At 64.8% G+C, this 25,693-nt stretch carries 21 protein-coding genes and 1 riboswitch; of the genes, 17 read left to right on the top strand and 4 right to left on the bottom strand.

Annotation, left to right across the window (positions count from 1 at the left end; genetic code table 11):
- Positions 1–174: 174 nt before the first annotated feature.
- Positions 175–1,437 (bottom strand): phosphoribosylamine--glycine ligase, encoded by a 1,263-nt coding sequence (gene purD, locus EEB11_RS13970; protein WP_135432289.1) that lies wholly within the window; start codon positions 1,435–1,437, stop codon positions 175–177.
- Between the two features lie 65 nt (positions 1,438–1,502).
- Between purD and xseA the strand changes: the two genes are divergently transcribed.
- Positions 1,503–3,077, top strand: a complete 1,575-nt coding sequence (gene xseA / locus EEB11_RS13965; RefSeq protein ID WP_135432521.1) for an exodeoxyribonuclease VII large subunit — start codon at positions 1,503–1,505, stop codon at positions 3,075–3,077.
- 241 nt (positions 3,078–3,318) lie between these two features.
- Here xseA and EEB11_RS13960 read toward each other — a convergent pair whose 3' ends face one another.
- Positions 3,319–3,744: a hypothetical protein gene (locus tag EEB11_RS13960; protein WP_435531112.1), complete on the bottom strand. Its 426-nt coding sequence runs from the start codon at positions 3,742–3,744 to the stop codon at positions 3,319–3,321.
- A gap of 69 nt (positions 3,745–3,813) precedes the next feature.
- The gene (locus EEB11_RS13955) at positions 3,814–4,896 is read right to left on the bottom strand and encodes an alkane 1-monooxygenase (RefSeq protein WP_245298914.1); all 1,083 of its coding nucleotides are present in this window, start codon (positions 4,894–4,896) and stop codon (positions 3,814–3,816) included.
- 182 nt (positions 4,897–5,078) lie between these two features.
- Here EEB11_RS13955 and ftsY point away from each other — a divergent pair, with 182 nt between their 5' ends.
- The 8 genes from ftsY (at position 5,079) to EEB11_RS13915 (ending at position 12,643) form a co-directional block, all read left to right on the top strand.
- A complete protein-coding gene (gene ftsY, locus EEB11_RS13950; RefSeq protein WP_135432287.1) occupies positions 5,079–6,137 on the top strand; it encodes a signal recognition particle-docking protein FtsY in 1,059 nt (352 codons plus the stop codon).
- A gap of 76 nt (positions 6,138–6,213) precedes the next feature.
- Positions 6,214–7,119 carry an EamA family transporter gene (locus tag EEB11_RS13945; protein WP_135432285.1) on the top strand — a complete coding sequence of 302 codons (906 nt, stop codon included), beginning with the start codon at positions 6,214–6,216 and terminating at the stop codon, positions 7,117–7,119.
- Between the two features lie 2 nt (positions 7,120–7,121).
- Positions 7,122–7,733, top strand: coding sequence for an inner membrane-spanning protein YciB (locus EEB11_RS13940; protein ID WP_135432283.1), 612 nt, complete (start codon positions 7,122–7,124; stop codon positions 7,731–7,733).
- Positions 7,734–7,813: 80 nt separating this feature from the next.
- Positions 7,814–7,891, top strand: a riboswitch (SAM riboswitch).
- 49 nt (positions 7,892–7,940) lie between these two features.
- On the top strand, positions 7,941–9,122 hold the full coding sequence (gene metZ / locus EEB11_RS13935; protein ID WP_135432281.1) for an O-succinylhomoserine sulfhydrylase: 1,182 nt from the start codon (positions 7,941–7,943) through the stop codon (positions 9,120–9,122).
- A gap of 187 nt (positions 9,123–9,309) precedes the next feature.
- Entirely contained in the window at positions 9,310–10,398 is a 1,089-nt protein-coding gene (folE2, locus tag EEB11_RS13930; RefSeq protein ID WP_135432279.1) for a GTP cyclohydrolase FolE2, read from the top strand.
- Between the two features lie 215 nt (positions 10,399–10,613).
- The gene (locus EEB11_RS13925; protein WP_245298913.1) at positions 10,614–10,853 is read left to right on the top strand and encodes a potassium transporter TrkG; all 240 of its coding nucleotides are present in this window, start codon (positions 10,614–10,616) and stop codon (positions 10,851–10,853) included.
- Positions 10,854–10,864: 11 nt separating this feature from the next.
- Positions 10,865–11,134 (top strand): potassium transporter TrkG, encoded by a 270-nt coding sequence (locus tag EEB11_RS13920; protein ID WP_135432275.1) that lies wholly within the window; start codon positions 10,865–10,867, stop codon positions 11,132–11,134.
- A 60-nt stretch (positions 11,135–11,194) separates the two neighbouring features.
- Positions 11,195–12,643 (top strand): TrkH family potassium uptake protein, encoded by a 1,449-nt coding sequence (locus tag EEB11_RS13915; protein ID WP_135432273.1) that lies wholly within the window; start codon positions 11,195–11,197, stop codon positions 12,641–12,643.
- A 97-nt stretch (positions 12,644–12,740) separates the two neighbouring features.
- Here EEB11_RS13915 and EEB11_RS13910 read toward each other — a convergent pair whose 3' ends face one another.
- A complete protein-coding gene (locus EEB11_RS13910) occupies positions 12,741–14,522 on the bottom strand; it encodes a trypsin-like peptidase domain-containing protein (RefSeq protein WP_135432271.1) in 1,782 nt (593 codons plus the stop codon).
- 199 nt (positions 14,523–14,721) lie between these two features.
- Here EEB11_RS13910 and EEB11_RS13905 point away from each other — a divergent pair, with 199 nt between their 5' ends.
- From EEB11_RS13905 to glmM, 8 genes are all read left to right on the top strand, one after another.
- Positions 14,722–15,702, top strand: a complete 981-nt coding sequence (locus EEB11_RS13905; RefSeq protein WP_135432269.1) for a glycine--tRNA ligase subunit alpha — start codon at positions 14,722–14,724, stop codon at positions 15,700–15,702.
- Positions 15,699–16,172, top strand: coding sequence for a DUF6446 family protein (locus EEB11_RS13900; protein WP_135432267.1), 474 nt, complete (start codon positions 15,699–15,701; stop codon positions 16,170–16,172). The genes EEB11_RS13905 and EEB11_RS13900 overlap by 4 nt, the downstream gene beginning before the upstream one ends.
- 4 nt (positions 16,173–16,176) lie before the next feature.
- Positions 16,177–18,582, top strand: coding sequence for a glycine--tRNA ligase subunit beta (gene glyS, locus EEB11_RS13895; RefSeq protein ID WP_135432265.1), 2,406 nt, complete (start codon positions 16,177–16,179; stop codon positions 18,580–18,582).
- A gap of 198 nt (positions 18,583–18,780) precedes the next feature.
- On the top strand, positions 18,781–21,330 hold the full coding sequence (gene ppdK, locus EEB11_RS13890) for a pyruvate, phosphate dikinase (RefSeq protein WP_167852748.1): 2,550 nt from the start codon (positions 18,781–18,783) through the stop codon (positions 21,328–21,330).
- 219 nt (positions 21,331–21,549) lie between these two features.
- Positions 21,550–22,248 carry a cell wall hydrolase gene (locus EEB11_RS13885; RefSeq protein ID WP_135432263.1) on the top strand — a complete coding sequence of 233 codons (699 nt, stop codon included), beginning with the start codon at positions 21,550–21,552 and terminating at the stop codon, positions 22,246–22,248.
- Positions 22,249–22,345: 97 nt separating this feature from the next.
- Positions 22,346–23,254, top strand: coding sequence for a dihydroneopterin aldolase (locus tag EEB11_RS13880; protein WP_135432261.1), 909 nt, complete (start codon positions 22,346–22,348; stop codon positions 23,252–23,254).
- Positions 23,255–23,299: 45 nt separating this feature from the next.
- Entirely contained in the window at positions 23,300–24,322 is a 1,023-nt protein-coding gene (gene folP / locus EEB11_RS13875; RefSeq protein ID WP_135432259.1) for a dihydropteroate synthase, read from the top strand.
- Entirely contained in the window at positions 24,319–25,662 is a 1,344-nt protein-coding gene (gene glmM / locus EEB11_RS13870) for a phosphoglucosamine mutase (protein WP_135432257.1), read from the top strand. The genes folP and glmM overlap by 4 nt, the downstream gene beginning before the upstream one ends.
- Positions 25,663–25,693 lie beyond the last annotated feature (31 nt).

Raw genomic sequence — 25,693 nt, 5'->3', positions numbered from 1 at the left:
TTCTGCCTTTGGCTGATGTCCACGGGGGGCTGTCTGCCCCCCGGCGCGCGAAGGGCGCGCTCCCCCCGAGGATATTTATGAACAGATGAAAAATCAGGGGCGATGTTTGCCATTCATCTGTTCTTAAATATCCCCGCCGGAGGCTCCCGCAGCCCGAACAGGGGCTGGCGGTGGTCAGAGCGCGCGCCAGCCGATGTCGCGGCGGCAGAAGCCTTCGGGCCAGTCGATGGCATCGACCATGGCATAGGCGCGGGTCTGCGCCTCGGCAAGGCTGGCCCCGCGGGCGGTCACGTTCAGCACGCGGCCGCCATTGGCAAGGATCTGGCCGTCGCGCGACGCGGTGCCGGCATGGAACACCATCTGAGACGAGGTCTCGGGCAGGGCTTCGAGACCCCGGATGGCGCTGCCTTTCGTGTAGGCGCCGGGGTAGCCATCTGCTGCCATCACCACGGTCAGGGCGTGATCCTCGGCCCATGTCACGCGGCTCTGGTCCAGCCGGCCTTCGGCGCAGGCCAAAAGCAGGTCGAGCGCCTGTGCGCCAAGGCGCATCATCAGGACCTGGGTTTCAGGGTCGCCGAACCGGGCGTTGTATTCGACCAGCCGGCACTGGCCCTGATCAATCATCAGACCGGCATAGAGCACGCCCTGATAGGGCGTGCCGCGCCGCGCCATCTCCCGAATGGTGGGCAGTACGATCTGCTCCATCGCCTGTTGTTGCAGGGCGGGTGTCAGCACCGGGGCGGGGGAATAGGCCCCCATGCCGCCGGTATTGGGGCCGGTGTCGCCCTCACCGACCCGCTTGTGGTCCTGCGCCGTGCCGATGGGCAATGCGTTCACGCCATCGGTCAGGATGAAAAAGCTGGCCTCTTCGCCTGCCATGAAGTCTTCGATCACCACCTCGGCCCCGGCGGCCCCGAATTCACCGCCGAACATGTCGTCGATGGCGGCCAGCGCCTCGTCCACGCTCATCGCCACGATCACGCCCTTGCCGGCGGCCAGCCCATCGGCCTTGACCACGATCGGCGCGCCTTGCGCCTGCACATGGGCGCGGGCGGGGGCGCTTTCGGTGAACCGCGCATAAGCGGCGGTCGGGGCGGCACAGGCGTCGCAGACTTCCTTGGTGAAGGCTTTCGATGCCTCCAGCCGTGCCGCCTCGGCACTTGGGCCGAAGGTCAGCAGCCCCGCCGCGCGGGTGGCATCGGCAACACCTGCGGCCAGCGGCGCTTCCGGCCCGATGATCACGAAGTCGATGGCGTTTTCCACGCAGAACGACACGACCGCGCTGCCATCCAGAATGTCGATATCGGCACAATCCGCCACCCGTGCGATCCCGGCATTGCCGGGGGCCACGATCAGCCGGTCGGTCTTGGGGTTCTGTTTCACCGCCCAGGCAAGGGCATGTTCGCGCCCGCCGGAACCGAGGATCAGGATGTTCATGGGCGCGCCCCCTTGGCCTTCGTTCCCGGGCGTCATAAGGTCAGCGCCTGATGGAGGCAAGCGCTATGGACCTGCTGGACGATACTCCCACACCCCCCGGCAACAGCCCGGAATACACCGTGTCGGAACTGTCCGGTGCGGTCAAACGCGTGATCGAGGGGGAGTTCGGCCTTGTCCGGGTGCGCGGTGAGGTGGGGCGGGTGTCGCGCCCGGCCTCGGGGCATCTGTATTTCGACCTCAAGGATGACCGGAGTGTGATTGCGGCGATTTCCTGGAAAGGCCAGGTCGCCAAGATGCAGGTCCGGCCGGATGAGGGGATGGAGGTGATCGCCACCGGGCGGATGACCACGTTTCCCGGCCAGTCGAAATATCAGCTGATTGTCGAGGATGTGGCCCCCGCAGGCGCGGGCGCGCTGATGGCGATGCTTGAGAAACGGCGTGCCGCGCTGCAGGCCGAAGGGCTGTTCGATGCGGCCGCCAAGCAGCCGCTTCCCTATCTGCCGCGTGTGATCGGGGTGGTCACCTCGCCTTCGGGTGCGGTGATCCGCGATATCCTGCATCGGCTGCGCGACCGATTTCCCTGCCATGTGCTGATCTGGCCGGTGGCGGTGCAGGGCAAGGATTGCGCGCCGCAGGTGGCGGCGGCGATCCGGGGATTCAACGCCTTGGAGGCGGGTGGTCCGGTGCCGCGCCCCGATGTGCTGATCGTGGCACGTGGCGGCGGATCGCTGGAGGATCTGTGGGGGTTCAACGAAGAAATCGTGGTGCGGGCGGCGGCAGAGTCGCGCATTCCGCTGATCTCGGCGGTTGGGCATGAGACCGATACCACGCTGATCGACCATGCGGCGGACCGGCGCGCGCCGACGCCCACGGCGGCGGCGGAAATGGCGGTGCCGGTGCGGCTGGAACTGCTGGCAGCGGTCGATGCGCTTGGGGCACGGCTGAGCCGGGCACTGGCGCAGGGCGTGGCGTTGCGGGGCCAGCGATTGCGCGATCTGGCCCGCGCGCTGCCTCGGTTGGAGACATTGCTGGCCACGCCCTCGCAGCGGCTGGATACGGCGACGGGGCGGCTGGCCGGTGGGTTGTCGCTGGCGGTCAGCCGCAAGCGCGGCGGGTACGAGCGGCAGGCGGGGCGCCTGTCGGCCACAACGCTGGCCGGATTGGTGGCGCGGCGGCGCGAGGCGCTGGCGCGGCGGGCCGAAGCACTGGACGCGCGTCTGGCACGTCGGCGCGACCTGTGGCATGGCCAGTTTGACAAATGGGCGTCGCGCCTTGCGCCGTCACTGGCGCGGCTGGTCACGCAGGCCGGGGTGAAGATCACCGAGCAGCGCAAGGGCCTGCACGCCGTATCAGTGCGGCTGGACAAGGCCCCGGCGCAGCGTCTGACGGACCTCGCGCGGCGGCTGGAGGCGCTGGACCGCACCCGGCAGACGTTGGGCTATGCCCAGACCCTGCGGCGCGGTTATGCGGTGGTGCGCGGCGATGGTGAGGTGGTCACCTCGCGCGCGGCGGCAGAAAAGGCGCAGGCGCTGGAGGTGGAGTTCCACGACGGGCGGCTGGCACTGGGCGGACCAGCGGCAAAAGCCGCGCCGCGCAAGGGCGGCGGAACAAAGCCACCGACGCAGGGATCGTTGTTCTGAAACTTTAATAAGTGGGCCATTTTGGGGGTTTATCATCCCAAAAATGTTCGAAAATGAAAAGTTTTGGCAAGCTGCGTTTGCGTTGATTCTGGCCCCCTTGTGCTTTGGGTTTACCAGCGGATGCTCTGCTGAGGGTATTTGCAAAAGGTGCAATCCGGCCACGCCGATCTGCAGTGCAGTTTTCTGAAATACTCCCGCGCAGGCTGCATCCTTGCGTTGAGCCGATGCGCGAAGTCTGGATCTAAACCCCCAGATCGGGTCCGGCGCAGGCGAGGGGGTCGGGGGATTGCGCCACCTCGGACAGTTCCGACCCGAAGCCGTCGCCGATGAACAGCCCTGTCAGCCGCCCGTCCTGGCGCCAGAAGTTCCAGCACTGCGGGCCGGGGTCGTGGTCATAGACAAAGCAGATCAGCTCTGCCTCTTCATACCACGTGCCATTGCGGCAGACATCGCCCTTGAACGCCCAGCGGACGGCGCGGCCCGGCAGGTATTGCTCGGCCCCGTAAACCTCGCCGCGCTGGCTGAAGGTCAGGGTCTTGCCGGTTGTATAGGCCTCAAACTCGGCCGCGGTCATCGGCACCGGCGGTTCGGCGGCACCCAGGAGCGTGGGCAGAAGGGTCAGGCACAGGGCAAGTTTCGCGGCTAATTTCGGGGCAAGGCGGCGCATTGGGAAACCTCCGGTCTCGGTCAGGCGCAGCGTCGCATGCCGGGCACGTGAACGCCAGTGACAGCACTGTTACTGCGCGGCTTCCTGCGCGTTCAAGCTGTGCCAGCGTTTCAGATGCGGGCGCATGCGGCGTCGCCACAGGCGCGGCACCATCGCCATGCCGCAAGCCACTGGCAGCGGCCAGGGCAGAATCGGGGAGTCGTCCTCCAGCAGCAAGGCCGGATAGGGGCGTGACGGATGGGCGTGGTGGTTGGAGTGGCGCGGCGCGTTCAGCATCAGTGCCGAGGAAAACCAGTGCGGCATGTTCCATGAATGTCGGGCCGTGACCGGGGCGTATCGCCCGTCAGGCAGGCGTGCACGGGTCAGCCCGTAATGCTGCACATAATCGCCCAGCAATTGCTGCAGCTGTGCATGGGCCGACAGCGCCAGCCAGACCAGCACGCCAAGTCCGGCGCCCGCCAATGTGCCAGAGGACGCGCCGATCAGGGCCGCCGCACATAGGCTGGCAAGGCTGATACCCAGATACACCGTGTAGGGGTGCAGCCCCTTTGCCCCGGTACGCCGTGTCCGCCGCGCATCTTCCGCCGCCTTGCCCGCCCGGAAGCCACCAATCCATGCACGCGGCGCAAAGTGCCAGAAACTCTCCTCTGCGCGGGCCGAATTGGGGTCTTCCGGCGTGGCAACGGCCCGGTGATGCACCAGCCGGTGGGCCGAGGCGTGGTGGCCCAGCAGCATCATCGCGTACACCAGCACCCCTAGCCGGTAGAGCAAGCGACCCGGGCGGTGGATCAGCTCATGCGCGGCCGGATGCCCGACCTGACCCAGAAAGGCGCCGGTGCCAAACAGCAGCAGCAGCTTCTCGCCCGTGCGCAGATGCTCAAAGGTGATGGCCCAGACTGTCAGCGGCATCAGCGCCACCACGGCCAGCCCGACCGCCACCAACACCGCATCGGCGGCGGGAAATTCCGCCCCTTCCGGCGCACTGCCGGCAACGTAGGGGATCAACTGGTCCAGCACGATCACCAGAACCGCCATGTAAAGCACCCCGGCCCAAAGCCATCCGCCCCCGGCCCAGACGCCAAGGCACAGCAAAGCGGCGGGCGACAGGGCGGCGGCGGCAAAGACGGGCATGGGCAGCGGGCGGTTGGTCATGCCTTGGCTTCTAGCACAGGTTTGTGGCCATTCCATCGCGCTGCGGTCGCAGGGAGGGGCTTGCCGCACTGATTTTCCGGGCCTTTGCGGGCTTTGCCGCGCCGATCTGTCCGCGCCGCCTTCCATCGGGCCGTGTTTGGGCTTAGTTGGAGAGAAAGTGCCGTCACAGGACCGGGGCCCCGATGTCATTCTTCAAAAAGCTGCGCGACAAGATGTTCCGCTCGTCAGACAAGATCGGCGAAGGGCTGGACGCGCTTGTGTCTGACGCGGCACCGGCGGATCCGTTTGTTCCGGCGGCAACCGGCGGCGCGCCACAGGCTTCATCTGCCCCGGCACCATCCCAGCCTGACAGCGCCAAGCCCGGCCTGCTGGGGCGTCTGTTCAGCGCGCCGGGGGCCGATGAGCCCCGGCGCGAGCTGGACGATGCGATGCTGGAAAGCCTTGAGGATGTGCTGATCCAGGCCGATATGGGCGTCGATACCGCGCTGCGGGTCAGCGCCAATATTGCCGAAGGCCGCTATGGCAAGAAAATCTCGGCCTCTGAACTGCGCCGCGCGCTGGCCACCGAGGTGGCCCGGATCATGACCCCGGTGGCGCAGCCCCTGCCGCTTTACCCCACCAAACCGCAAGTGGTGCTTGTGGTGGGCGTCAACGGTTCGGGCAAGACCACGACGATCGGCAAGCTGGCCAGCCAGTTCAAGGCGGCGGGCAAGTCGGTGGTGATTGCCGCAGGCGACACCTTCCGCGCGGCTGCGGTAGAGCAGTTGCAGGTCTGGGGCACGCGCGCGGGCGTGCCGGTGCTGACCGCGCCCGAAGGGTCGGACCCGGCCAGCCTGGCCTTTGACGCCTTCACCAAGGCGCGGGCCGATGGTGCCGACCTTCTGATGATCGACACCGCAGGCCGGTTGCAGAACCGGGCCGACCTGATGGAGGAACTGGCCAAGATCGTGCGCGTGCTGCGCAAGGTCGATCCGACAGCGCCGCACAACACGCTTCTGGTGCTCGATGCCACCACGGGGCAGAACGCCATCGCGCAGGTCGAGATCTTCCGCAAGATTGCCGATGTCTCGGGCCTTGTGATGACCAAGCTCGACGGCACCGCCAAGGGCGGCGTGCTGGTCAGCCTTGCCGACAAGTTCGGCCTGCCGATCCATGCCATCGGGGTGGGCGAACAGATTGACGATCTGGCCCCCTTCGACCCCGAAGATTTCGCCCGCGCCCTCGTCGGGCTCGATACTTAACCTTATCATCTGTTCCTAAATATCCTGGGGGTCCGGGGGCAAAGCCCCCGGCGGGTCCAGCAAGGACGTAGCTTTCATGTCAGACTGGCTCATCTCCCTCGAAGGCACGCCCGAAGGCCTGCGCCTTGCCATGATCCTCGCGCTGACCTCTGCCCTGGCGCATGCGGTGTTCGGCGCGCTGCAGAAGGGGCGGCATGATCCTTGGGTCACGCGCGGGTCGATTGATCTGTGGATCGCCGTGTTCTCGGCCCCGGTGGCGCTGTTTGTGGTGCCCTGGCCGCAGGGGGTGGAATGGCTGGTGCTGCTGGGGGCACTTGGCATTCACTTTGCCTACAAGCTGACGATGGCACTGGCCTATGAGCGGGCGGCGTTCACCGTGGTTTACCCGGTGGTTCGGGGCACCGGGCCGCTGGCGACGCTGGCGTTTGCGGCGATTTTTCTGGGGGAAGGTTACGGCGCGTTGCAATGGCTGGGGGTGGCGATCCTGTCGGCCTCTATCCTTGCCCTGGCGGCGCTGAACCTGCGGGGCGGGGTGGTGGCGCAGGCTGCGCTGAAGACCGGGCTGGCCTGGGCCTTTGCGGGCGGGTTGCTGGTGGCGGTCTACACCACCTATGACGCCTGGGGCATAAGGCTGACGCCGGACCCGTTCACCTTTCTGGCGTGGTTTTTCCTGATTACCGCCATCGACTTTCCGGTTCTTGTCGCATACCGGCAGTGGCGCGGAATTGGCGCGCCCTTGCCGCCCGCAGGGCCGCTGGTGCTGCGGGGGATGATCGGGGCGCTGGTGGCCTTCGTCAGCTTTGGCGGGGTCATGCTGGCCACGCGGCTGGGCAAAGTCGGAGAGGTTGCGGCGCTGCGCGAAACCTCTACGGTCTTTGCGGCAGTGATCGGCTGGGCGATACTGGGTGAAAAGGTAGGCCTTACGCGCGCGGCCTTGATGGTTGGCGTGGCGGGCGGGGCAATCATGGTGCAGGCAGGATGAAGATGGCAGAACGCAAGATCAATGCAGTGACCAAACAGGTGCTGGAACTGGGGCCGACGCTCGCGTTCTTTGTGATTTATCTGTGGATCAAGGAAGACACCTTCACCATCGCCGGCACCGACTATTCGGGGTTCATCATCGCGGCACTGGTGTTTGTGCCGATCCTGCTGCTGGCCATGGGTATCCTGTGGGCGCTGACCGGCACCATCAGCCGGATGCAGGTGTTTACCGCCTTTATGGTGATCTTCTTCGGCGGGCTGACCGCGTATTTCAATGACGAGCGGTTTTTCAAGATGAAGACCAGCATTGTCTATGGCTGCCTTGCGGCTCTTCTGGGCATCGGGTTGCTGCGCGGGCAGAGCTGGCTGGAATATGTCATCGGGGATCTTCTTCCGATGCAGCGGGAGGGCTGGATGATCCTGACCCGGCGGTTGTGTGCGATGTTTGTGGCGCTGGCACTCGCGAATGAATTCATCTGGCGCACCATGTCGACCGATACCTGGGTCAAGCTGGAAACATTCGCCATGCCCGCCGCACTGATGGCATTCCTGTGGTGGCAGATCTTTGCGCTGCAACGGTTCCTGATCGAGCCCGAGGATGACAGCAAGGCATAGCGCTTGCGGCAGCTGCGGGAGCGTTCCGCGCCGTGCCTGACAGGCGCAAGGGCGTTGACCGGCGCGGGGCAAAGGCGTATGCCGCACTTCGTGGCGCTTTGTTACCGGATTGCGGGCCACGTTAAACATTCCGCTAAAAGGGTCTCGGGATGATGCCCCGAAACCTTTGCCGGTTTCGGGGTTTTTCTTTTGCCTGAGGATAACGGCATGTCTGAGACTTGGAACACGCGCACGAAACTGGTGCATGAGGGCAGCCGCCGCAGCCAGTATGGCGAAATGGCCGAGGCGATTTTCCTCACGCAGGGGTTTGTCTATCCGACCGCCGAGTCGGCGGAGGCGCGGTTTGTGCAGGCGGGGGCGGATGAGTTCATCTATGCCCGCTATGGCAACCCGACCACCCGGATGTTCGAAGAACGGATCGCAGCCCTTGAAGGCACCGAAGACGCCTTTGCCACCGCATCGGGCATGGCGGCGGTGTCGGGTGCGCTGACCGCGATGCTGCGGGCAGGCGACCACGTGGTGTCGTCGCGCGCGCTGTTCGGGTCGTGCCTTTATGTGCTGGAAGAGGTGCTGACCCGCTATGGCGTCAGGGTCACCTTTGTGGACGGGGCCGATCTGGATCAGTGGCGCGCGGCGGTGACACCGGGCACCAAGGCGGTGTTTTTCGAGTCGATGTCGAACCCGACGCTGGAACTGGTGGATATCCGCGCCGTGTCGGACATCGCCCATGCAGCAGGGGCTCTGGTGGTGGTGGACAACGTGTTTGCCACGCCGATCTTTTCGCGCGCGGTCGATCAGGGTGCGGATGTGATTGTCTATTCCACCACCAAGCACATTGACGGGCAGGGGCGTGCCCTTGGCGGCGTGGTCTGTGGCACGACCGCGTTCATCCGCAAGGTGCTGGAACCCTACATGAAGCACACCGGCGGCAGCATGTCGCCATTCACGTCGTGGATCATGCTGAACGGCATGGCGACGCTGGATCTGCGGTGCCGGGCGATGGCCGAGTCGGCGTTGAAGATCGCGCAGGCGTTGCAGGGACATGCGAAACTGGGCCGTGTGATCTATCCGGGGCTGGACAGCCACCCGCAGCACGCACTGTGCATGGATCAGATGGGGTCGGGCGGCACCTTGGTGACCTTTGACATCGCGGCGGGCAAAGAGGCGGCGTTCCGGTTCCTGAATGCGCTGCAGATTGCCAAGATTTCCAACAATCTGGGCGATGCCAAGACCATCGTCACCCATCCCGCCACCACCACCCACCAGCGCCTGCCGCAAGAGCAGAAGGACAGCCTTGGCATCACGCCGGGGTTGATCCGGTTGTCGGTCGGGCTGGAGGATGCCGGCGATCTGATCGCCGACCTGATGCACGGGCTGGAACAGGCCTGAGCCACCGGCGCCAAAGGCTTGTCGGGCCGGGGGGATGATCTTATATTCAAATGACGCTGTTGCGGGGTGCAAGTGTCGCACCCCGCAATGATCGGGCGACTGATCCGACCAAGGCCAGTCTGCGTATACCTGTTGACATTGACGGCATGGACCCCGCGCCCTGCCTGAACCGGAAGGACCAAGCCTCATGAACATTCACACGCCCGAAATCGACCGCAAGCCCAGCCGTGACGAAGCGGAGGCCGCACTGGCCCTGCTGCGGCAATGGGCGACGCGCTCGTCGGATGACGAGATTGCCACGCTGGAACCCTCGGTCGGCTATCTGCTGCCCGATGCGGATGGCCCGGCGTTCAGCCGCGCCTATCCGCAGGGCTTTGTGGTGACGCCAGCCTACAAAGACAGCCTGCCCGATCTGCAGAACGGGCCATCCAGCCTGATCCGCGGCGAACGGCAGCGGATTCAGCATGTGGGCATTTCCAACTTCCGCCTGCCGATCCGCTATCAGACCCGCGATGGTGCCCCCGTGCTGCTGGAAACCAGCGTGACCGGGACGGTCAGCCTTGAGGCCGGGAAGAAGGGCATCAACATGAGCCGCATCATGCGGTCGTTCTACGCCCATGCCGACCGCGCTTTTGGCTTTGCGGTGATCGAAGACGCGCTGGAGGATTACAAAGCCGATCTGGGCAGCTTTGACGCGCGCATCCAGATGCGGTTTTCCTATCCGATGAAGGTGGCCTCGCTGCGGTCCGGGCTGTCGGGCTGGCAGTACTATGAGGCGGCGTTCGAACTGGTGGAACAGGCCGGGGTGCGCAAGAAGATCGTGCATCTGGATTATGTCTATTCCAGCACCTGCCCCTGCAGCCTTGAACTGTCGGAACATGCCCGCAACACCCGTGGCCAGCTGGCCACGCCGCATTCGCAGCGGTCGGTTGCGCGCATCTCGGTCGAGGTGCTGGATGATGCGCTGTCGGTCGAGGATCTGGTTGAATGCGCCCGCGCCGCCGTGGTTACGGAAACGCAGGTGATGGTCAAGCGCGAGGATGAACAAGCCTTTGCCGAGCTGAACGCCGCCAACCCGATCTTTGTCGAGGATGCGGCCCGGTTGTTCTGTGCCGTGCTGAAACGCGACCCGCGGATCGGTGATTTCCGGGTGCTCGCCAGCCATCAGGAAAGCCTGCACAGCCATGACGCGGTCAGCCTGCTGACCGAAGGCGAAACCTTCGCGCAGGACAGTCTGGACCCGCGCCTGTTCCAGTCGCTGTTCCACATCGGCTGACGCTTTTGCCTTTTGCGGATCGTCTTTGACGATCCGCAAAAGGGGGCAGAGAACACGGCCGTTATGGTCGACATCCGGCCCCTTGCAAATGTGATCGGCAACCTGCTGATCTTTGTGGCCGCCATGATGCTGGTTCCGGCTCTGGTGATTATTGGGCCAAACTGCCGAATGCAGACCTTGCGCGGCTGAACACCCGGCAGGCCTATCTGCTGACCGTGCGGATCTGGGCCGGGTTGCCGCTGTTTGCCTGCCTGCCCTTTGTGCTGGGCGCGCCCGGGCTTGGCTTTACCGACGCCTATTTCGAGGCCGCATCGGGCATGACCACCACCGGGGCCACGGTGATTGTGGGGCTGGATGTGTTGCCGCCCGGCATGAACCTGTGGCGCGGTATGCTGAACTGGATCGGCGGGCTTGGCATCGCCTTTGTCGCGATGATCTTTCTGCCGGTGAGGTGATCAACGCCCTGATGCTTTATGTGACCGGCTATATCCTGATCATCGGCGTGCTGACGGTGGCGATGTCGCTGACCGGGGTGGATATGATATCGGCGCTGTTCGCGGTATGGACCGCGCTTGGCAACATCGGCTACGGTTACGGCCCGATGCTGGCAGAAACCGGCACCTTCCGCGATTTTCCGGATGCTGCCAAATGGCTGATGACATTGGCAATGCTGCTGGGGCGGCTGGGGTTGCTTGCGGTGCTGGTTGTGGCTTTGCCGTCGTTCTGGCGGCCCTGATGCCGCTGGCTGCCTCCTGCCTGATTGACTCGGGACCGGGGCTTCGCCAAGGCTCGGGCCATGAGCGACCTGCGCCCTGTGACTTATGTGATCGGCCTTCTGGTGGCAGCCATGGGGGTGTTCATGCTGTTTCCGCTGGCGCTGGACCGGGCGGCGGGCGATCCGAACTGGCAGGCCTTTGCGCAGGCCGCGATTGTGTGCCTGGTGGCGGGGGGGGGCACGGCGCTTGCCTCGGCCAATGGGGCGGGCGGGTCAATGAGCCTGCAACAGATCTTTTTGCTGACCACCGGGGTCTGGGTGGCGATGCCGGCCTTTGGGGCATTGCCGCTGATCATGGGGGCACCTGACCTGTCGATGACCGATGCGCTGTTTGAATCGGTGTCGGGCATGACCACCACCGGCACCACCGTCATTGTCGGGCTGGATGCGCTGCCGCTGGGGGCGAACCTGTGGCGCGGCATCCTGCAATGGCTGGGGGGCCTTGGGATTGTCATTGTGGCGCTGTTGTTCCTGCCGGTGATGAAGGTGGGGGGGATGCAGTTCTTCCGCTCCGAAGGGTTCGACACGCTGGGCAAGGTGTTGCCGCGCGCGCTGGATATCTCTGCGGCGCTGGTCCAGATCTATGTCTGGCTGACGGTGGCCTGTGCGATGACCTATTTCGCGCTGGGGATGAGCGGGTTTGACGCGGTGATGCATGCGCTGACCACGGTGTCGACCGGGGGCATGTCCAGCCATGATGCATCGTTCGGCATGTTCCAGGGGCCGCTGGAATATGCGGCGGTGGCCTTCATGCTGCTGGGCAGCCTGCCGTTCATCCGCTTTGTGCAATTGGCGCAGGGGATTTTCCTGCCGATCTGGCAGGACCCGCAGGTGCGGGCCTATCTGCGCTGGAATCTTTATGCCGTGCTGGCGGTGGCAGTGTACGAGGTGACGACCCATGGCATGGGGTTTGAAATGGCGCTGCGCGAGTCGGCGTTTAACGTGGTGTCGACCTTCTCGGGCACCGGATATTCATCCGTCGATCTGTCAGGCTGGGGCAGCTTTCCCTTTGTCATCCTGATCATCGTCGGGCTGATCGGTGGCTGTACCTCGTCGACCGGGTGTTCGGTCAAGGTGTTCCGCTATCTGATCCTGTTCGAGGCGATCAAGGTACAGATCAAGCGGCTGCACAACCCGTCCTCGGTCAACCCGCTGCGCTATGCCGGGCGCACGGTGGGGCAGGATGTGGTGGACTCGGTGATCGTGTTTTTCACGCTGTTCATCCTGACCTTTGGCGTGCTGTCGGTGGCTTTGTCGCTGACCGGGCTGGAGTTCAAGACCGCCGTCACCGCCGCCTGGACCAGCATCGCCAACGTAGGCCCGGTCTTTGGCCGCGAGGTGGGGGCCACCGGGGCGGTGTCAGGTTTCCCCACATCGGCCAAATGGATGATGATGGCGGGCATGCTGGTCGGGCGGCTGGAGCTGTTGTCGGTCTACGTCCTGTTCATGCGCCGGTTTTGGCAGACCTGAAGCGCCACGTTTTCGTCCATCATCTGTTATTCCGGGGGGCTGGCCCCCCGCAACGCCCGGCGCACACGCGCGGTAACCCCCGGGCGCACACCTTGGATCACTCCCAGCAGCTGACCAGAACCGTCATGCCGGTGGCCTTGCGGGTCAGGGCTTCGGGTGCCAGTGCGCCGCCCGGAGCCGACGCTGCAAGGTCAATGCCGCGTGCGACCAGCATCTGTTGCAATGTGGCGGCGGACCGGGCGAATTCGACGCCCTCGGGCAGCACGCGGGCCGGGTCTGCGGCGCGCGGCATCAGCATGCCCAGAACGGCCCCCGTGCCATCCAGCACCGGGCCGCCGGCATCGCCGGGCAGGGTGCGGATGCCAAGGCGTTTCACCCCCGGTTCGCCGTTCAGGCCCTGCACGTCTTCCAGGAGGCCAAAGGTGATGACCGGGGCAGGCAGACTGTCGCCATAGGTGTAGCCCGCCACCGCGACCTGCGATCCTACCCGGTCAGGTGCGGTCTGGAACCCGGCAAAGGCCGGCGGGGCAAGCGGGGTGCCGGGCTTCAGCAGGGCAGTGCCGGTGGCGGCATCGGCAAAGGTCACGCTTGCCTCTGTCACCCCGTCCAGCGTGATGCGGCCACAGGTCGCCACGGTGTCTGCGGAGGTCAGGACGCGCCCCGTCGCATCGACATAAAAGCCCGAACCCGTCAGCTTCGGGCGGCGCACATCCAGCCCGGCCAGCAGGCCGCGGCGGGTGGCATCGGTCATCGGCACCATGCCGGGGTCCAGGACGCGGCTGCCGATGGCGCGGAAACTGCTTTGCATCTGGGCCAGCACGCGGCTGGCCAGATCGGCCTGATCCGGCGACCAGACCAGAATATAGCCTTTCACCAGCCCGGCGCGGGTTTCGGCATAGGCATAGCTGCGGGTGGTGCTCGAGTCGCCGTTGATCTCGAACGACTGTTCGGACAGAGCGCGCGCACCGTCCTGCGGAACAATGGTCAGGCTTTGCAACACATCATACAGGCCAGACAGTGCAGCCCTGTCGCCCGGCTGCGAGATCAGGATCACCTGCATTCCGCCAGGGGTTTTGGGCGCATAATGCACGAAGGGCGGCTCGTAATGGTCAAACTGAACCAGAGCCAGCGGCAGGGTGATCTCGATGCCGGATTCGGGTTCCGACAGCGTCTCGAACCCGTATTCAGCCGCATCGGCCCGCCAGTTGGCCACCAGCATATCGCGCTGGCGCATGGTCAGGATGCCGGTCGGTTCCAGCCCCATGGCAGACTGGTAGGCGGCCATCGAACTGCGGGTGCCGGGGCCGAACGCGCCGTCGATGGCGGCGGTGTAATAGCCGTCCCATTGCAGGGCACGCTGCAGATCCTGCCGCTCTTCGCGCGACAGCGCCGCCTCGGACCGGCGGGCCTCGGCGACGGTTTCTTCTGGCAGGGTGTCGATTGCCGGGGCTGTGGGCGTGGCGGGGGCTGCCTGCGGGGGCAGGTCGGCCAGCGGTGCCACCTCGACCGGGACATCAGGGGCCAGCGGGGTGGCCATTGGCACGGTTTGGGCACCACCCACCGGCCAGAACTGCTCGCGGAAATTGGTGCCATCGGTCAGATAGCTGTCACCCGGGATCAGGTTTTCGCGCCGCAGGTCGGCCAGCCGCTGTGCCGCTTCTGCCGCGTCATAGGGCCCGAGCGCGATGCCATACCAGCGTGACCCCAGCTGATAGCCGACCACATCGGGAAAGGCGGCAGCATAGGCGCTTGCCCGCTCCTGCGCTTCGGCCAGAGTAGGCTGCGCCTCGACCTGCACCCAGGATTGTTGTTGTGCGGTGGCCATCCCGGCCCAGACTGCCGCCGTCATCATCCAGATCCAGAGTGTCGCGCGCAGCATTCCGTTCCGTTCCCTTCGTTCCCGCAAGCCGCCGGGTGGCGCTGCGATCTGTGCTTTCCCGGGGCGCAAAGCCCTGGCTGTCCTGCGCAAAGCGCCGCATGCCCCCAAAGGCGCGCAGCGGCGCATTGACCCTGTCGTGCCTCTTGCCTATGACAGCCGGGCATTTCAAGGCTTTTACGTGCCATCTGGGGTCACCATCATGTCAGACACACCGCAGTCTCGCCCCGATCTCCTTGCCGGTCAGGGTGCCATCACCACACCACGGTCGTTTCAGGAGATTATCCTGCGCCTGCAATCCTATTGGGCAGCGCGCGGCTGTGCGATCCTGCAACCCTATGACATGGAGGTGGGGGCCGGCACCTTTCACCCGGCCACCACGCTGCGCAGCCTTGGCACCAAGCCTTGGGCCGCGGCCTATGTGCAGCCGTCGCGCCGCCCGACCGACGGGCGCTATGGGACCAACCCCAACCGCTTGCAGCATTACTACCAGTATCAGGTGATCATCAAACCTTCGCCCCCCGACCTGCAAGAGCTGTATCTGGGCAGCTTGCGCGCCATCGGGCTGGACCCCGCCCTGCATGACATCCGCTTTGTCGAGGATGACTGGGAATCCCCCACGCTGGGCGCATGGGGTCTGGGCTGGGAGGTCTGGTGCGACGGGATGGAAGTCAGCCAGTTCACCTATTTCCAGCAGGTCGGCGGCCACGACTGCCGCCCCGTCTCGGGCGAGCTGACGTACGGTCTGGAGCGTCTGGCGATGTATGTCCTTGGCATCGACCATGTGATGACCATGCCGTTCAATGACCCGCAATCACCGATCGCGCTCAGCTATGGCGACATCTTCCGCCAGACCGAGGAAGAATATTCCCGCCATAACTTTGATGCCGCCTCCACCGACATGCTGTTTCAACACTTCAAGGATGCCGAGGCCGAATGCGACCGGCTGCTCGGGTTTGAACCCGACGATCCGAAGACCAAAATGCGCATCATCATGGCGCATCCGGCCTATGACCAGTGCATCAAGGCCAGCCATCTGTTCAACCTGCTCGACGCGCGCGGCGTGATTTCCGTCACCGAACGGCAGGCCTATATCGGGCGGGTGCGGGCGCTGGCGAAGAAATGCGCTGACGCTTTCCGGATGACCGAAGCCGGGGCAGATGCCGTGGACGCAAGCGTATGAACGGCAAGATAGCAGCGGGGGCAATCGTGATTTCAGCAGCATTGGCGGGCGTGGCAATCTGGTATCTGCAGATCTATGCCTTCTATGAGCCGGTCAGCTTTACTCCGGGGCAGGAAATCCTGCTCACCACCATCGACTCGGGCCAGCCTGAACCGATCCTGGCCGAAGGCGTCACCGGCATCGACGCAGACAGCAGCCCGCTGCGGTTCCGCGCCTGTTTCACCACGCCGCTGAGCCATGCCATGCTGTCGGAAACCTATGTCGCCTATGAAGGGGCGGTGCCGCTGATCGCACCCGGCTGGTTCGACTGTTTTGACGCTATGGAAATCGGCACCGCGCTGGAACGCGGCGAGGCGCTTGCGTTCCTGTCGCAATCCAACATTGCCACCGATATCGACCGCGTGGTCGCCGTCTTCCCCGATGGCCGGGCCTTTGCCTGGCATCAGCTGAACCCCGCTGCCGAGGATTGATCCGATGTCTGATCTGCTGATCGAGCTGTTTTCCGAGGAAATCCCGGCAAGGATGCAGGCCCGCGCCCGCGATGACCTGAAAAAGCTGATGACCGACGGGTTGGTCGAGGCGGGGCTGACCTATGCCCATGCCGGTGCCTTCTCGACGCCCCGCCGCCTGACGCTGGCGGTTGAGGGGCTGTCGGCTGAGTCCCGCGCGGTGCGCGAAGAGCGCAAGGGGCCGAACACCTCTGCGCCTGCGCAGGCAGTGGAGGGGTTTTTGCGCGCCGCCGGGCTGACGCTGGACCAGCTGGAAAAGCGCGCCGACAAGAAGGGCGAGGTTTACTTTGCGGTAATCGAGAAGCCGGGCCGCAAGGCGCCCGAGATCATCGCCGAGGTGCTGGAAGGCGTGATCCGGAATTTCCCCTGGCCCAAGTCGATGCGTTGGGGCAACGGCAGTTTGCGCTGGGTGCGGCCCTTGCATTCCATCCTGTGCCTGCTGTCGGATGAGGGCGGCGCAGAAGTGGTGCCCCTGACGGTCGATGGGATTGTGTCGGGCAACACCACGCGCGGCCACCGCTTCCTGTCGCCATCGGCATTTTCTGTAAGCGGGTTCGAGGATTACGCGGCAAAGCTCAAGCGCGCCCATGTCATTCTGGATTCGGCCGAACGCGAAGACGCCATCCGCGCCGAGGCGCAGACGCTTGCCTTTGCCGCCGGGATGGAACTGGTCGAGGATAAGGGCCTGCTTGCGGAAGTGGCGGGCCTTGTCGAATGGCCTGTGCCGCTGATGGGCCGCATTGCTGACGATTTCCTCGGCCTGCCTGCGGAGGTGTTGCAGACCTCGATGAAGGAACACCAGAAGTTCTTCTCGGTCCGCAACCCCAAGACGGGCCGGATCGAAGGCTTTGTGACCGTCGCCAATACGGTGACGGCAGACCATGGCGAGACGATCCTGAAGGGCAACCAGAAGGTTCTGGCGGCCCGGCTGTCGGATGCGAAATTCTTCTGGGAAAACGACCTGCGCGTGGCAAATGCGGGCATGGGCGAGTGGGAAGAGGGGCTGAAAGCGGTCACCTTCCACAACAAGCTGGGGTCTCAGGCCGACCGGATTGCCCGCATTGCAGCCCTCGCGCGCGAAATCGCGCCGATGGTCGGGGCCGATCCTGACCTTGCAGAACGTGCGGCACGGCTGGCGAAACTCGACCTGCGCTCCGCCATGGTCGGCGAATTCCCCGAATTGCAGGGGCTGATGGGCATGTACTACGCGACAGCGGCAGGTGAGCCGGACGCGGTGGCCAACGCCGCCCGCGACCACTATTCCCCGCTGGGACCATCCGACGCGGTGCCGATCGACCCTGTGTCCGTCGCCGTGGCACTGGCCGACAAGATCGACACGCTGACCGGGTTCTGGGCGATTGACGAGAAACCCACGGGGTCGAAAGACCCGTTTGCGCTGCGTCGGGCGGCGTTGGGGGTGTTGAGGTTGGTGTTGGGGAATGGGGTTCGGACTGAACTCATTAAAGTGCTGATCAATTCACACGTTTGTCTCTCGGCAAATGTGAAATTAATATACAACGATCTCGATAAATATGACAGTGCCACTTGCCGAGAGGATGAATTGGCTGCTGTAGAGAGTGTCCCGAGAAAAGGTGCTCTTGCACTTGTTCTAAGAACTGATCGGGCATTTGAGGTTTTTTTTGAACACACTCGATCAGGAGCATATTTTAAAGACCAGACTGATTATGAATCGGAGAAGAAAGCTGCTTTTGACTTAATTGATAGCTTCTTCTGCTACGCGGCACACACTGCGTATCTTTTAACGGGTGATTCAGTGCCGATGTGGAGCGATGACGAGCATGCCAAAGCAGAAGCGCGCTTTCTTCCCATTTTTGAGAATTCGTCTGCTGACCTCCTCAGCTTCCTCCACGACCGCCTCAAGGTTTTCCTCAAGGATCAAGGCATCCGCCACGATGTCATCGACGCCTGCCTCGCCATGCCCGGCAACGACGATCTGACCCTGCTGGTCAAGCGCGCCACCGCGCTGCAGGCCACGTTGCAGACCGAAGACGGCCAGAACCTCGTGCAGGGCTACAAACGCGCCAGCAATATCCTGAGCCAAGCCGAACAGAAGGATGGCGTCGAATATTCCTTCGGGGCCGACCCGAAATTCGCCGAGACTGACGAAGAACGCGCCCTGTTCGTCGCCCTCGACGCAGCGGAAACGGTCATCGCCCCGGCGATGGCAAAAGAAGACTTCGCAACCGCCATGCAGGCCATGGCGGCCCTGCGCGCCCCCATCGACGCCTTCTTCACCGCGACGCAAATCAACACCGACAACGCGATCGTCCGCCGCAACCGGCTGAACCTGCTGCACCGCATCCGCACGATTTGCCTGTCGGTCGCCGACCTGACCAGACTCGACGGCTGAGATTTTCAGTCCGGACATATCCTCGGGGGGTGAAGCGCGTAAGCTTTGAAGGGGGGCAGACAGCCCCCCTTTCCACATCTGCCACCTGCGCCACATCAACCGGATGTGTCGCGTGCCAGACCCCAAAACTTACCAGCCCCCAAACCTTGCCAGAGCGGGGAATCGGTGTAGTGTCTGCACAACAGAAGGATTGCCGCAGTGCAGAAACGTGACGCCCCCTTAGCTGACCCGCAGGTCGCCTTTTCCGAGGTGACGCCTACGGCGCGGATCGACCGGGTGGCGCATGGCTGGCGGGCAAAATGCCTGCAACGGCTGGTGCGGCTGGACCTGCCGGTGCCGCAGACCGTGGCTCTGCCCGCGCTGACCGTGCGGGGCATTGCCGCCGGCACCCCGGTCGATTGTGCGGCGATCATGGCGCATTTCGGCCCTGCGCCCCTGATCTCGGTCCGGCCCAGCCCTGAAAACCCCGATTGGGGCGGGCCTGCGACCGTGCTCAACATCGGGCTGAACGCCGCGCGGCACAAGGCGCTGGCAGAGCGGCACGGCCAGCAGGCGGCGGATGCGATCTATCTGCGCTTTGTGCAATCCTACGCCACCCATGTGGCCCGGCTGGACCCCGACATGTTCGCCGCCACTGCGCCTTCGCCCGAGGCGGTTGCGGCAGCGTTGCAGGTTTATGCCACCGAAATGGATGAGGAGTTTCCGCAAGACCCGGCAAAACAACTGTCCGAAGTGCTGCGGTCGATGGCCCGCGCGTGGGAGGGCACGACCGCCCGCCTGCTGCGGCAGGCCAAGGGCGCGCCGGTGGATGCGCCCTTGGGGCTGGTGGTGCAGGCGATGGCGCAGGGGCTGGGGCAGGGCATTTCCGGGTCCGGCGTGGTGCAGTTCGTCGATCCGGTGACCGGCGAGCCGCAGATCACCGGGCGCTATCTGGGGCAGGGGCAGGGGCGGGATGCGCTGAACGCGTCGCAGGCGATGTTCCTGACCCGCGATGCGCGCGGGCCTTCGCTGGAGGAAATCGCGCCCGATCTGATCAAAGATCTGATCCGCCACGGGGCTGCCTGCCGGATGCGGTTGCGCGAAGAGATGCAGATCGAGTTCACCATCGAGGATGGCCGTCTGGCGGTGCTGGATGCGATCAAGGTGCAGCGCTCGGCCCGGGCGGGGTTGCGCATTGCGGTGGCCTTGGCCGAAGACGGGGTGATTCCGCGCGAAGAGGCCGTGCTGCGGGTGGAACCGCGCGCGCTGTCGGAACTCTTGCACCCGCAGGTCGACCCGCGCGGGGCGCGCGATGTGATCGCACGCGGCATTGCCGCCAGCCCGGGGGCTGCGGTGGGGCGGATCGTGTTTTCCAGCCATGCGGCACAGGCCAGTGCGGCGCGGGGCGAGCCTTGCATTCTGGTGCGGCGCGAAACCGCGCCCGAGGATATTCGCGGCATGCATTCCAGTGCCGGCGTGCTGACCGAACGTGGCGGCGTCACCAGCCATGCGGCGGTGATCGCGCGGGGCCTGGGCCTGCCCTGCGTGGTGGGGGCCGATCTGCGGCTGGACGGCAAGAACAAGCGCATCCATGCAGAAGGCCGCAGTTTCGGCGAAGGCGATGTGATCACGGTCGATGGTACGACGGGGCAGGTGCTGGCGGGCGCGGTTGATATGCTGGCCCCGGCGCTCGACAGCCATTTCCAGACCCTGCTAGGCTGGGCGGATGAGTTCCGCGACATCGGCGTGCGCGCCAATGCCGACACCCCCGCTGATGCCGCCACCGCACGGCAGTTTGCGGCGCAAGGCATCGGACTGTGCCGGACCGAGCATATGTTCTTTGAAGAAGACCGTCTGGTCGCCATGCGCGAGATGATCTTTGCCGACACATCGAAAGACCGCGCCGCGGCTTTGGCGCGGCTGTTGCCGATGCAGCGAGCCGACTTTGTGCAACTGTTTGAAATCATGGCGGGTTTGCCGGTCTGTATCCGCCTGTTCGACCCGCCGTTGCACGAATTTCTGCCCCATAGCCGCGAGGGTCTGCGCGAACTGGCCGAGGCGTTGGACAAACCCTTGTCGGAAGTCACCCGGCGGGCCGAGGCGCTGACCGAATTCAACCCGATGCTGGGCATGCGCGGCGTGCGGCTGGGGGTGGTGCTGCCCGAGATTTATGACATGCAGGCGCAGGCGATCTTTGAGGCCACGGTCGAGGTGGCCCGGCGCGGTGCTGCGGTGGTGCCGGAAATCATGATCCCGCTGGTCAGCGCCCGGCGTGAGGTGGAACTGGTGAAAACCCGCGTCGATGCGGTGGCAGCCGCCGTGCGGGTCAGGGCGGGGATGGATTTCGACTACAAACTGGGCGTGATGGTGGAAACCCCGCGCGCCGCCCTGCGGGCGGGCGAGATCGCGCAGCATGCGGCGTTTCTGTCCTTTGGCACCAATGACCTGACGCAGATGACTTATGGTCTGTCGCGCGATGACGCTGGGCGGTTCATGAACACCTATGTGCAGCAAGGCGTGTTCCCCGAAGATCCGTTCCATATTCTGGATGTGGACGGCGTGGGCGAACTGCTGCTGATCGGGGCCGAGCGCGGCCGCAAGACCCGGCCGGATCTGACCGTTTCCATTTGTGGTGAACATGGTGGCAACCCCGAATCAATCGCCTTTTGTCGGAAAGCAGGGTTCGATTACGTGTCCTGTTCGCCTTACCGCGTTCCCTTGGCGCGGTTGGCGGCGGCGCATCTGGCGCTGATCGACCCTAGTTGTTAACCAAGAATATGGCCCAATATCATGTGTATGGGCGGTGTTCTTCAGATTGTTTCTTAAGATTTGCGCAAGAATCCGCCGATTGCGGGCCGAAAGACGTTGCATTTTTGCCACTATGATGGACTCGAGCCCTGACCCTGCAGTAAGTGCAGCGGCTGTTGCGTGACCTGGCGCGTCTTGCGGGGTTGTGCAGATAAAGGCAACAGAACGGAACACGAGACAATGCGCTTGCGACAAATCATGGCCTCGGCTGCGGTGGCAGTCTGTGCCACGGGTGGAGCGGCCTTCGCCGAGGTGACGGTGAGCCATTCCAACAGCCCGGAATTGGGCCTGGCAGACCAGTTGGCTTCGCTCATGGGGGCGGAACATGCGACGGTCGGGGCGGTGACCGAAGATCGTCTGGCCGCCCTGGCAACCGGGCCGAAGACACAAAAGCCTGCAAAGGCGACCAAAGCAACCAAAGCAGAAGATCCCGCCCAACCGGTGCTGATCCGCTATGAAGAGACATTCCTTGCCGCACAGCCCGCCGCCAAGGGCGACCAGCAATGGCAATGTCTTCAGAACGCCCTTTATTTCGAGGCCCGGGGCGAAAGCCTGAAAGGTCAGTTTGCGGTGGCCGAGGTTATTCTGAACCGGGTGGATAGCCGGGAATATCCCAATTCCGTTTGCGGCGTCGTCAAGCAAAGCGGCGGCGGTGGTTGCCAGTTCAGCTATGTCTGTGACGGCCACAGTGACGTGATGCGCGACCGTCAGGCCGCCGACAAGGCGGGGCGGATCGCGGCAATCATGCTGAACGGCGCGCCGCGTGGGCTGACCGCAGGGGCCACGCATTTCCACACCCGCGCCGTAAACCCGCGTTGGGCGCGCCAGTTTCCGCGCACGGCGGCGATCGGCGCCCATCTGTTTTACCGCCAGCCCTGATGTCGCGGGCCTTGCACCCCATGTCGCCATAGGGCAATCGGATGTGGGGGCGGGGTGTAACCTGCCCCCGATCCCTTTAGGGCCGATGGGGGGCCAGATGACCAGCGACATCCGCCTCGCCTTTGCCCACCCCGAAGAGCGCAGCCAGGCCTCGGCCAGTGCCGACCCGCGCGACCGGATATCGCTGCGCGACCATGTGGTCGAGGTGGATATCGGCGCGTTTCAGCAGGAACGCGGCCATAAACAGCGCGTGATGTTCAATGTGGTGGTCGAAGTGGCCCCGGTGACGGCACCCCTGAATGATGATGTCGATCGCATTCTGTCTTACGACCGGATCACCTGGGCCATCGCGCATGAACTGGCGGCGGAACGGCTGAACCTGCTGGAAACGCTGGCCGAGCGGGTGGCAGAACGTATTCTGGCCGAACCGCAGGCGATGCGCGCCTTTGTGCGGATCGAAAAGCTGGATATCGGGCCGTACAAGCTGGGGGTCGAGATTGTGCGGTCCCGCGCCGAGGTGCCGTTGCGCGTGGTGGGGCAGGACGGGCTGGAGGCGGCGGTGCATCCGCTGGTGGTGCATCTGGACAATGCGGTCATTGCCGCCAGCAATCTGGCCGCGCGGCTGGACGGCTTGCTGGCACGCGGTGCGCCGCTGATCCTGACCGTGGGCCTGCCCGACGCGCCCCGCCCGCAGACCGGGCACCGCCCGACGCAGCGCCGGATCGACCTGCTGGCGATTGAGCAGAACGCCTGGACACTGGCCGCGCGCGATCCGCGCTGTGTCGTGGTGGCCACCCGCACCGAGATTGACTGGGCCATCAAGCGCGGACAATCGGTGGTCTGGGCCCCGTCGAAGATGGTGCTCGATGCGGTTGATGGGCCGAAATCGGCGGATGCGGTGGCGCTTGCGCTGTGGCTGGCCGAGGAAATGGCGGCGCTTGGTCTTATCGTTCACGGGAATGTTGCACTTCCGGCGGGAAGCCGCGTTCCGGTGGAGCAGGGTTAACCGATCTGCTTGCCAAAACGCCGCATTGGGGCCTAATCCGGGCGGATGACATATATCCGCCCCATCCCGCTGCATGATGCCGCCCGCCCCACTGACGCCATTGTGCTGGCCGGGGGCTGGTGTCGCTTTACCCACCTTGAGATTCTGGAGCGTGGCCGCGCGCCGGTGGTGGTGCCCGCATCCGAGGCGTCGCCCAGCCTGCTGTCACCGCTGATGGCCCCGCGTGCGGGTTTTGCGGGCCTGAGCATGGACCAGCCCAGGCTGATGGGCATTCTGAACGTGACGCCTGACAGCTTTTCGGATGGCGGGCTGTTCCTGAAGCCCGAGTCCGCGATGATGCAGGCCCGCGCGATGGCAGCGCAGGCCGATATTCTGGACGTAGGCGGCGAAAGCACCCGTCCAGGGGCGGTTGAGGTCTCGGTGCAGGAGGAGATTGCGCGGGCGGTGCCGGTGATCGCGGCCCTGCGCGCGGCGGGGATTGATCGGGCGGTGTCGGTCGACACCCGCAAGTCGGCGGTCGCACAGGCCGCGCTGAAGGCCGGGGCGGGGATCGTCAATGATGTGACCGCCTTGCAGTTTGACCCCGACATGGCCGCGCTGGTGGCACGCGCCGGGGTGCCGGTGATCCTGATGCATTCGATCCTGACGCCGGACCGGATGCAGGATGCGCCCGAATACGACGATGTGCTGCTGGATGTGTATGACGCGCTGGCCGCGCGTGTGGCGGCGGCAGAGGCGGCGGGCATTGCCCGCGACCGCATCGCCATCGACCCCGGCATCGGCTTTGGCAAGACGCTGGCGCATAACCTTGCGCTGCTGGCACGGCTGAGCCTGTTTCACAGCCTTGGCCTGCCGGTTCTGCTGGGTGCCAGCCGCAAGCGGTTCATCGGCACGCTGACAGGTGAGGAGGACGCAGCCAAGCGGATGCCGGGCAGCATCGCCGTGGCCTTGGCTGGGGTCGCACAAGGCGTGCAGATGATCCGCGTGCATGACGTGGCCGAGACGCGGGCGGCGCTGACATTGTGGCAGGCCGCCACACAAAACCAACAAGAAGGGATAACCCCATGACGCGCAAACTGTTTGGCACCGATGGCGTGCGCGGCCGCGCCAACACCTATCCGATGACCGCCGAGATGGCGTTGAAGCTGGGCGCGGCTGCGGGGCGGTTCTTTCGCCGCGATGGTGGTTCGGCCCACCGGGTGGTGATCGGCAAGGACACACGGCTGTCGGGCTATATGCTGGAAAACGCGCTGACGGCGGGGCTGACCAGCACCGGCATGAATGTGCTGCTCTTGGGCCCCGTGCCGACACCTGCGGTGGGGTTTCTGACCCGCAGCATGCGGGCCGATGTGGGGGTGATGATTTCCGCCAGCCACAACCCGCATCAGGACAACGGCATCAAGTTCTTTGGCCCCGACGGGTTCAAGCTGTCGGATGAGGCCGAGGCAGAGATCGAGGCGCTGGTGGAAAGCGAGATTCAACTGGCGCAGGCCCAGAACATTGGCCGCGCCAAACGGATCGAAGACGGGCGCGGGCGGTATCAGGAGTTCGTCAAGACCACTTTTCCTGCGGGCCTACGGCTCGACGGGCTGAAGGTGGTGATCGACTGTGCCAACGGGGCCGCCTACAAGGCCGCGCCCGAGGTGCTGTGGGAGTTGGGGGCAACGGTTGTGCCGGTGGGGGTGTCGCCCAACGGGACCAATATCAACGACCGCTGCGGCAGCACCTATACCCAGACTGCAGCCGAGGCGGTGGTGGCGCATGGGGCAGATGTGGGGATTTGCCTTGACGGCGATGCCGACCGGGTGATGATTCTGGACGAAACCGGGCGGGTGGCGGATGGCGACCAGATCATGGCGCTGATGGCGGCCCGCTGGGCGGCGGACGGGCGATTGCGCGGCGGGGCGCTGGTGGCCACGGTCATGTCGAACCTTGGGCTGGAGCGGTTTCTGGACGCGCAGGGCATCGGGCTGGAGCGGACGGCGGTAGGCGACCGCTATGTCGTCGAACGGATGCGGGCCGGGGGGTTCAATCTGGGCGGGGAACAGTCGGGGCATATCGTGATGACCGACTATGCCACCACCGGCGACGGGCTGATCGCGGGGCTGCAATTTCTGGCCGAGATGGCGCGCACGGGCCAACCGGCCAGCGGCCTGGTCCGGCAGTTCGAGACGGTGCCACAGATGCTCAAGAACGTGCGCTTTGCCGATGGCAAGGCCCCGCTGGAGCAGGCGTCGGTTCAGGCGGTGATCAGGGCGAATACCGCGCGGATCGAGGGCAAGGGCCGCATCCTGATCCGGAAATCGGGCACCGAACCTTTGATCCGGGTCATGGCGGAATGTGAGGATGAGCGCATGCTGGTGCAGGTGGTGGATGAGATTGTAGAGGCGGTCGAGGCGGTGGTGTAAGAGGGGGGCACCATGTTGCAGCCTTTAGACG

Source organism: Pseudotabrizicola sediminis (genome assembly GCF_004745575.1).
Lineage (GTDB): Bacteria > Pseudomonadota > Alphaproteobacteria > Rhodobacterales > Rhodobacteraceae > Pseudotabrizicola > Pseudotabrizicola sediminis.
This window is presented reverse-complemented; position numbering and strand designations above follow the sequence as displayed.

Excerpts from the sequence above, each read along its gene's own strand:
- EEB11_RS13955 (WP_245298914.1), bottom strand. The coding sequence starts at position 4,896 with ATGACCAACCGCCCGCTGCCCATGCCCGTCTTTGCCGCCGCCGCCCTG.
- xseA (WP_135432521.1), top strand. The coding sequence starts at position 1,503 with ATGGACCTGCTGGACGATACTCCCACACCCCCCGGCAACAGCCCGGAA.
- folP (WP_135432259.1), top strand. The coding sequence starts at position 23,300 with ATGACATATATCCGCCCCATCCCGCTGCATGATGCCGCCCGCCCCACT.
- glmM (WP_135432257.1), top strand. The coding sequence starts at position 24,319 with ATGACGCGCAAACTGTTTGGCACCGATGGCGTGCGCGGCCGCGCCAAC.
- EEB11_RS13945 (WP_135432285.1), top strand. The coding sequence starts at position 6,214 with ATGTCAGACTGGCTCATCTCCCTCGAAGGCACGCCCGAAGGCCTGCGC.
- purD (WP_135432289.1), bottom strand. The coding sequence starts at position 1,437 with ATGAACATCCTGATCCTCGGTTCCGGCGGGCGCGAACATGCCCTTGCC.
- EEB11_RS13885 (WP_135432263.1), top strand. The coding sequence starts at position 21,550 with ATGCGCTTGCGACAAATCATGGCCTCGGCTGCGGTGGCAGTCTGTGCC.
- EEB11_RS13915 (WP_135432273.1), top strand. The coding sequence starts at position 11,195 with ATGAGCGACCTGCGCCCTGTGACTTATGTGATCGGCCTTCTGGTGGCA.
- EEB11_RS13940 (WP_135432283.1), top strand. The coding sequence starts at position 7,122 with ATGGCAGAACGCAAGATCAATGCAGTGACCAAACAGGTGCTGGAACTG.
- EEB11_RS13905 (WP_135432269.1), top strand. The coding sequence starts at position 14,722 with ATGTCAGACACACCGCAGTCTCGCCCCGATCTCCTTGCCGGTCAGGGT.
- EEB11_RS13900 (WP_135432267.1), top strand. The coding sequence starts at position 15,699 with ATGAACGGCAAGATAGCAGCGGGGGCAATCGTGATTTCAGCAGCATTG.
- EEB11_RS13920 (WP_135432275.1), top strand. The coding sequence starts at position 10,865 with ATGCTTTATGTGACCGGCTATATCCTGATCATCGGCGTGCTGACGGTG.
- EEB11_RS13910 (WP_135432271.1), bottom strand. The coding sequence starts at position 14,522 with ATGCTGCGCGCGACACTCTGGATCTGGATGATGACGGCGGCAGTCTGG.
- EEB11_RS13960 (WP_435531112.1), bottom strand. The coding sequence starts at position 3,744 with ATGCGCCGCCTTGCCCCGAAATTAGCCGCGAAACTTGCCCTGTGCCTG.
- glyS (WP_135432265.1), top strand. The coding sequence starts at position 16,177 with ATGTCTGATCTGCTGATCGAGCTGTTTTCCGAGGAAATCCCGGCAAGG.
- folE2 (WP_135432279.1), top strand. The coding sequence starts at position 9,310 with ATGAACATTCACACGCCCGAAATCGACCGCAAGCCCAGCCGTGACGAA.
- metZ (WP_135432281.1), top strand. The coding sequence starts at position 7,941 with ATGTCTGAGACTTGGAACACGCGCACGAAACTGGTGCATGAGGGCAGC.
- EEB11_RS13880 (WP_135432261.1), top strand. The coding sequence starts at position 22,346 with ATGACCAGCGACATCCGCCTCGCCTTTGCCCACCCCGAAGAGCGCAGC.
- ftsY (WP_135432287.1), top strand. The coding sequence starts at position 5,079 with ATGTCATTCTTCAAAAAGCTGCGCGACAAGATGTTCCGCTCGTCAGAC.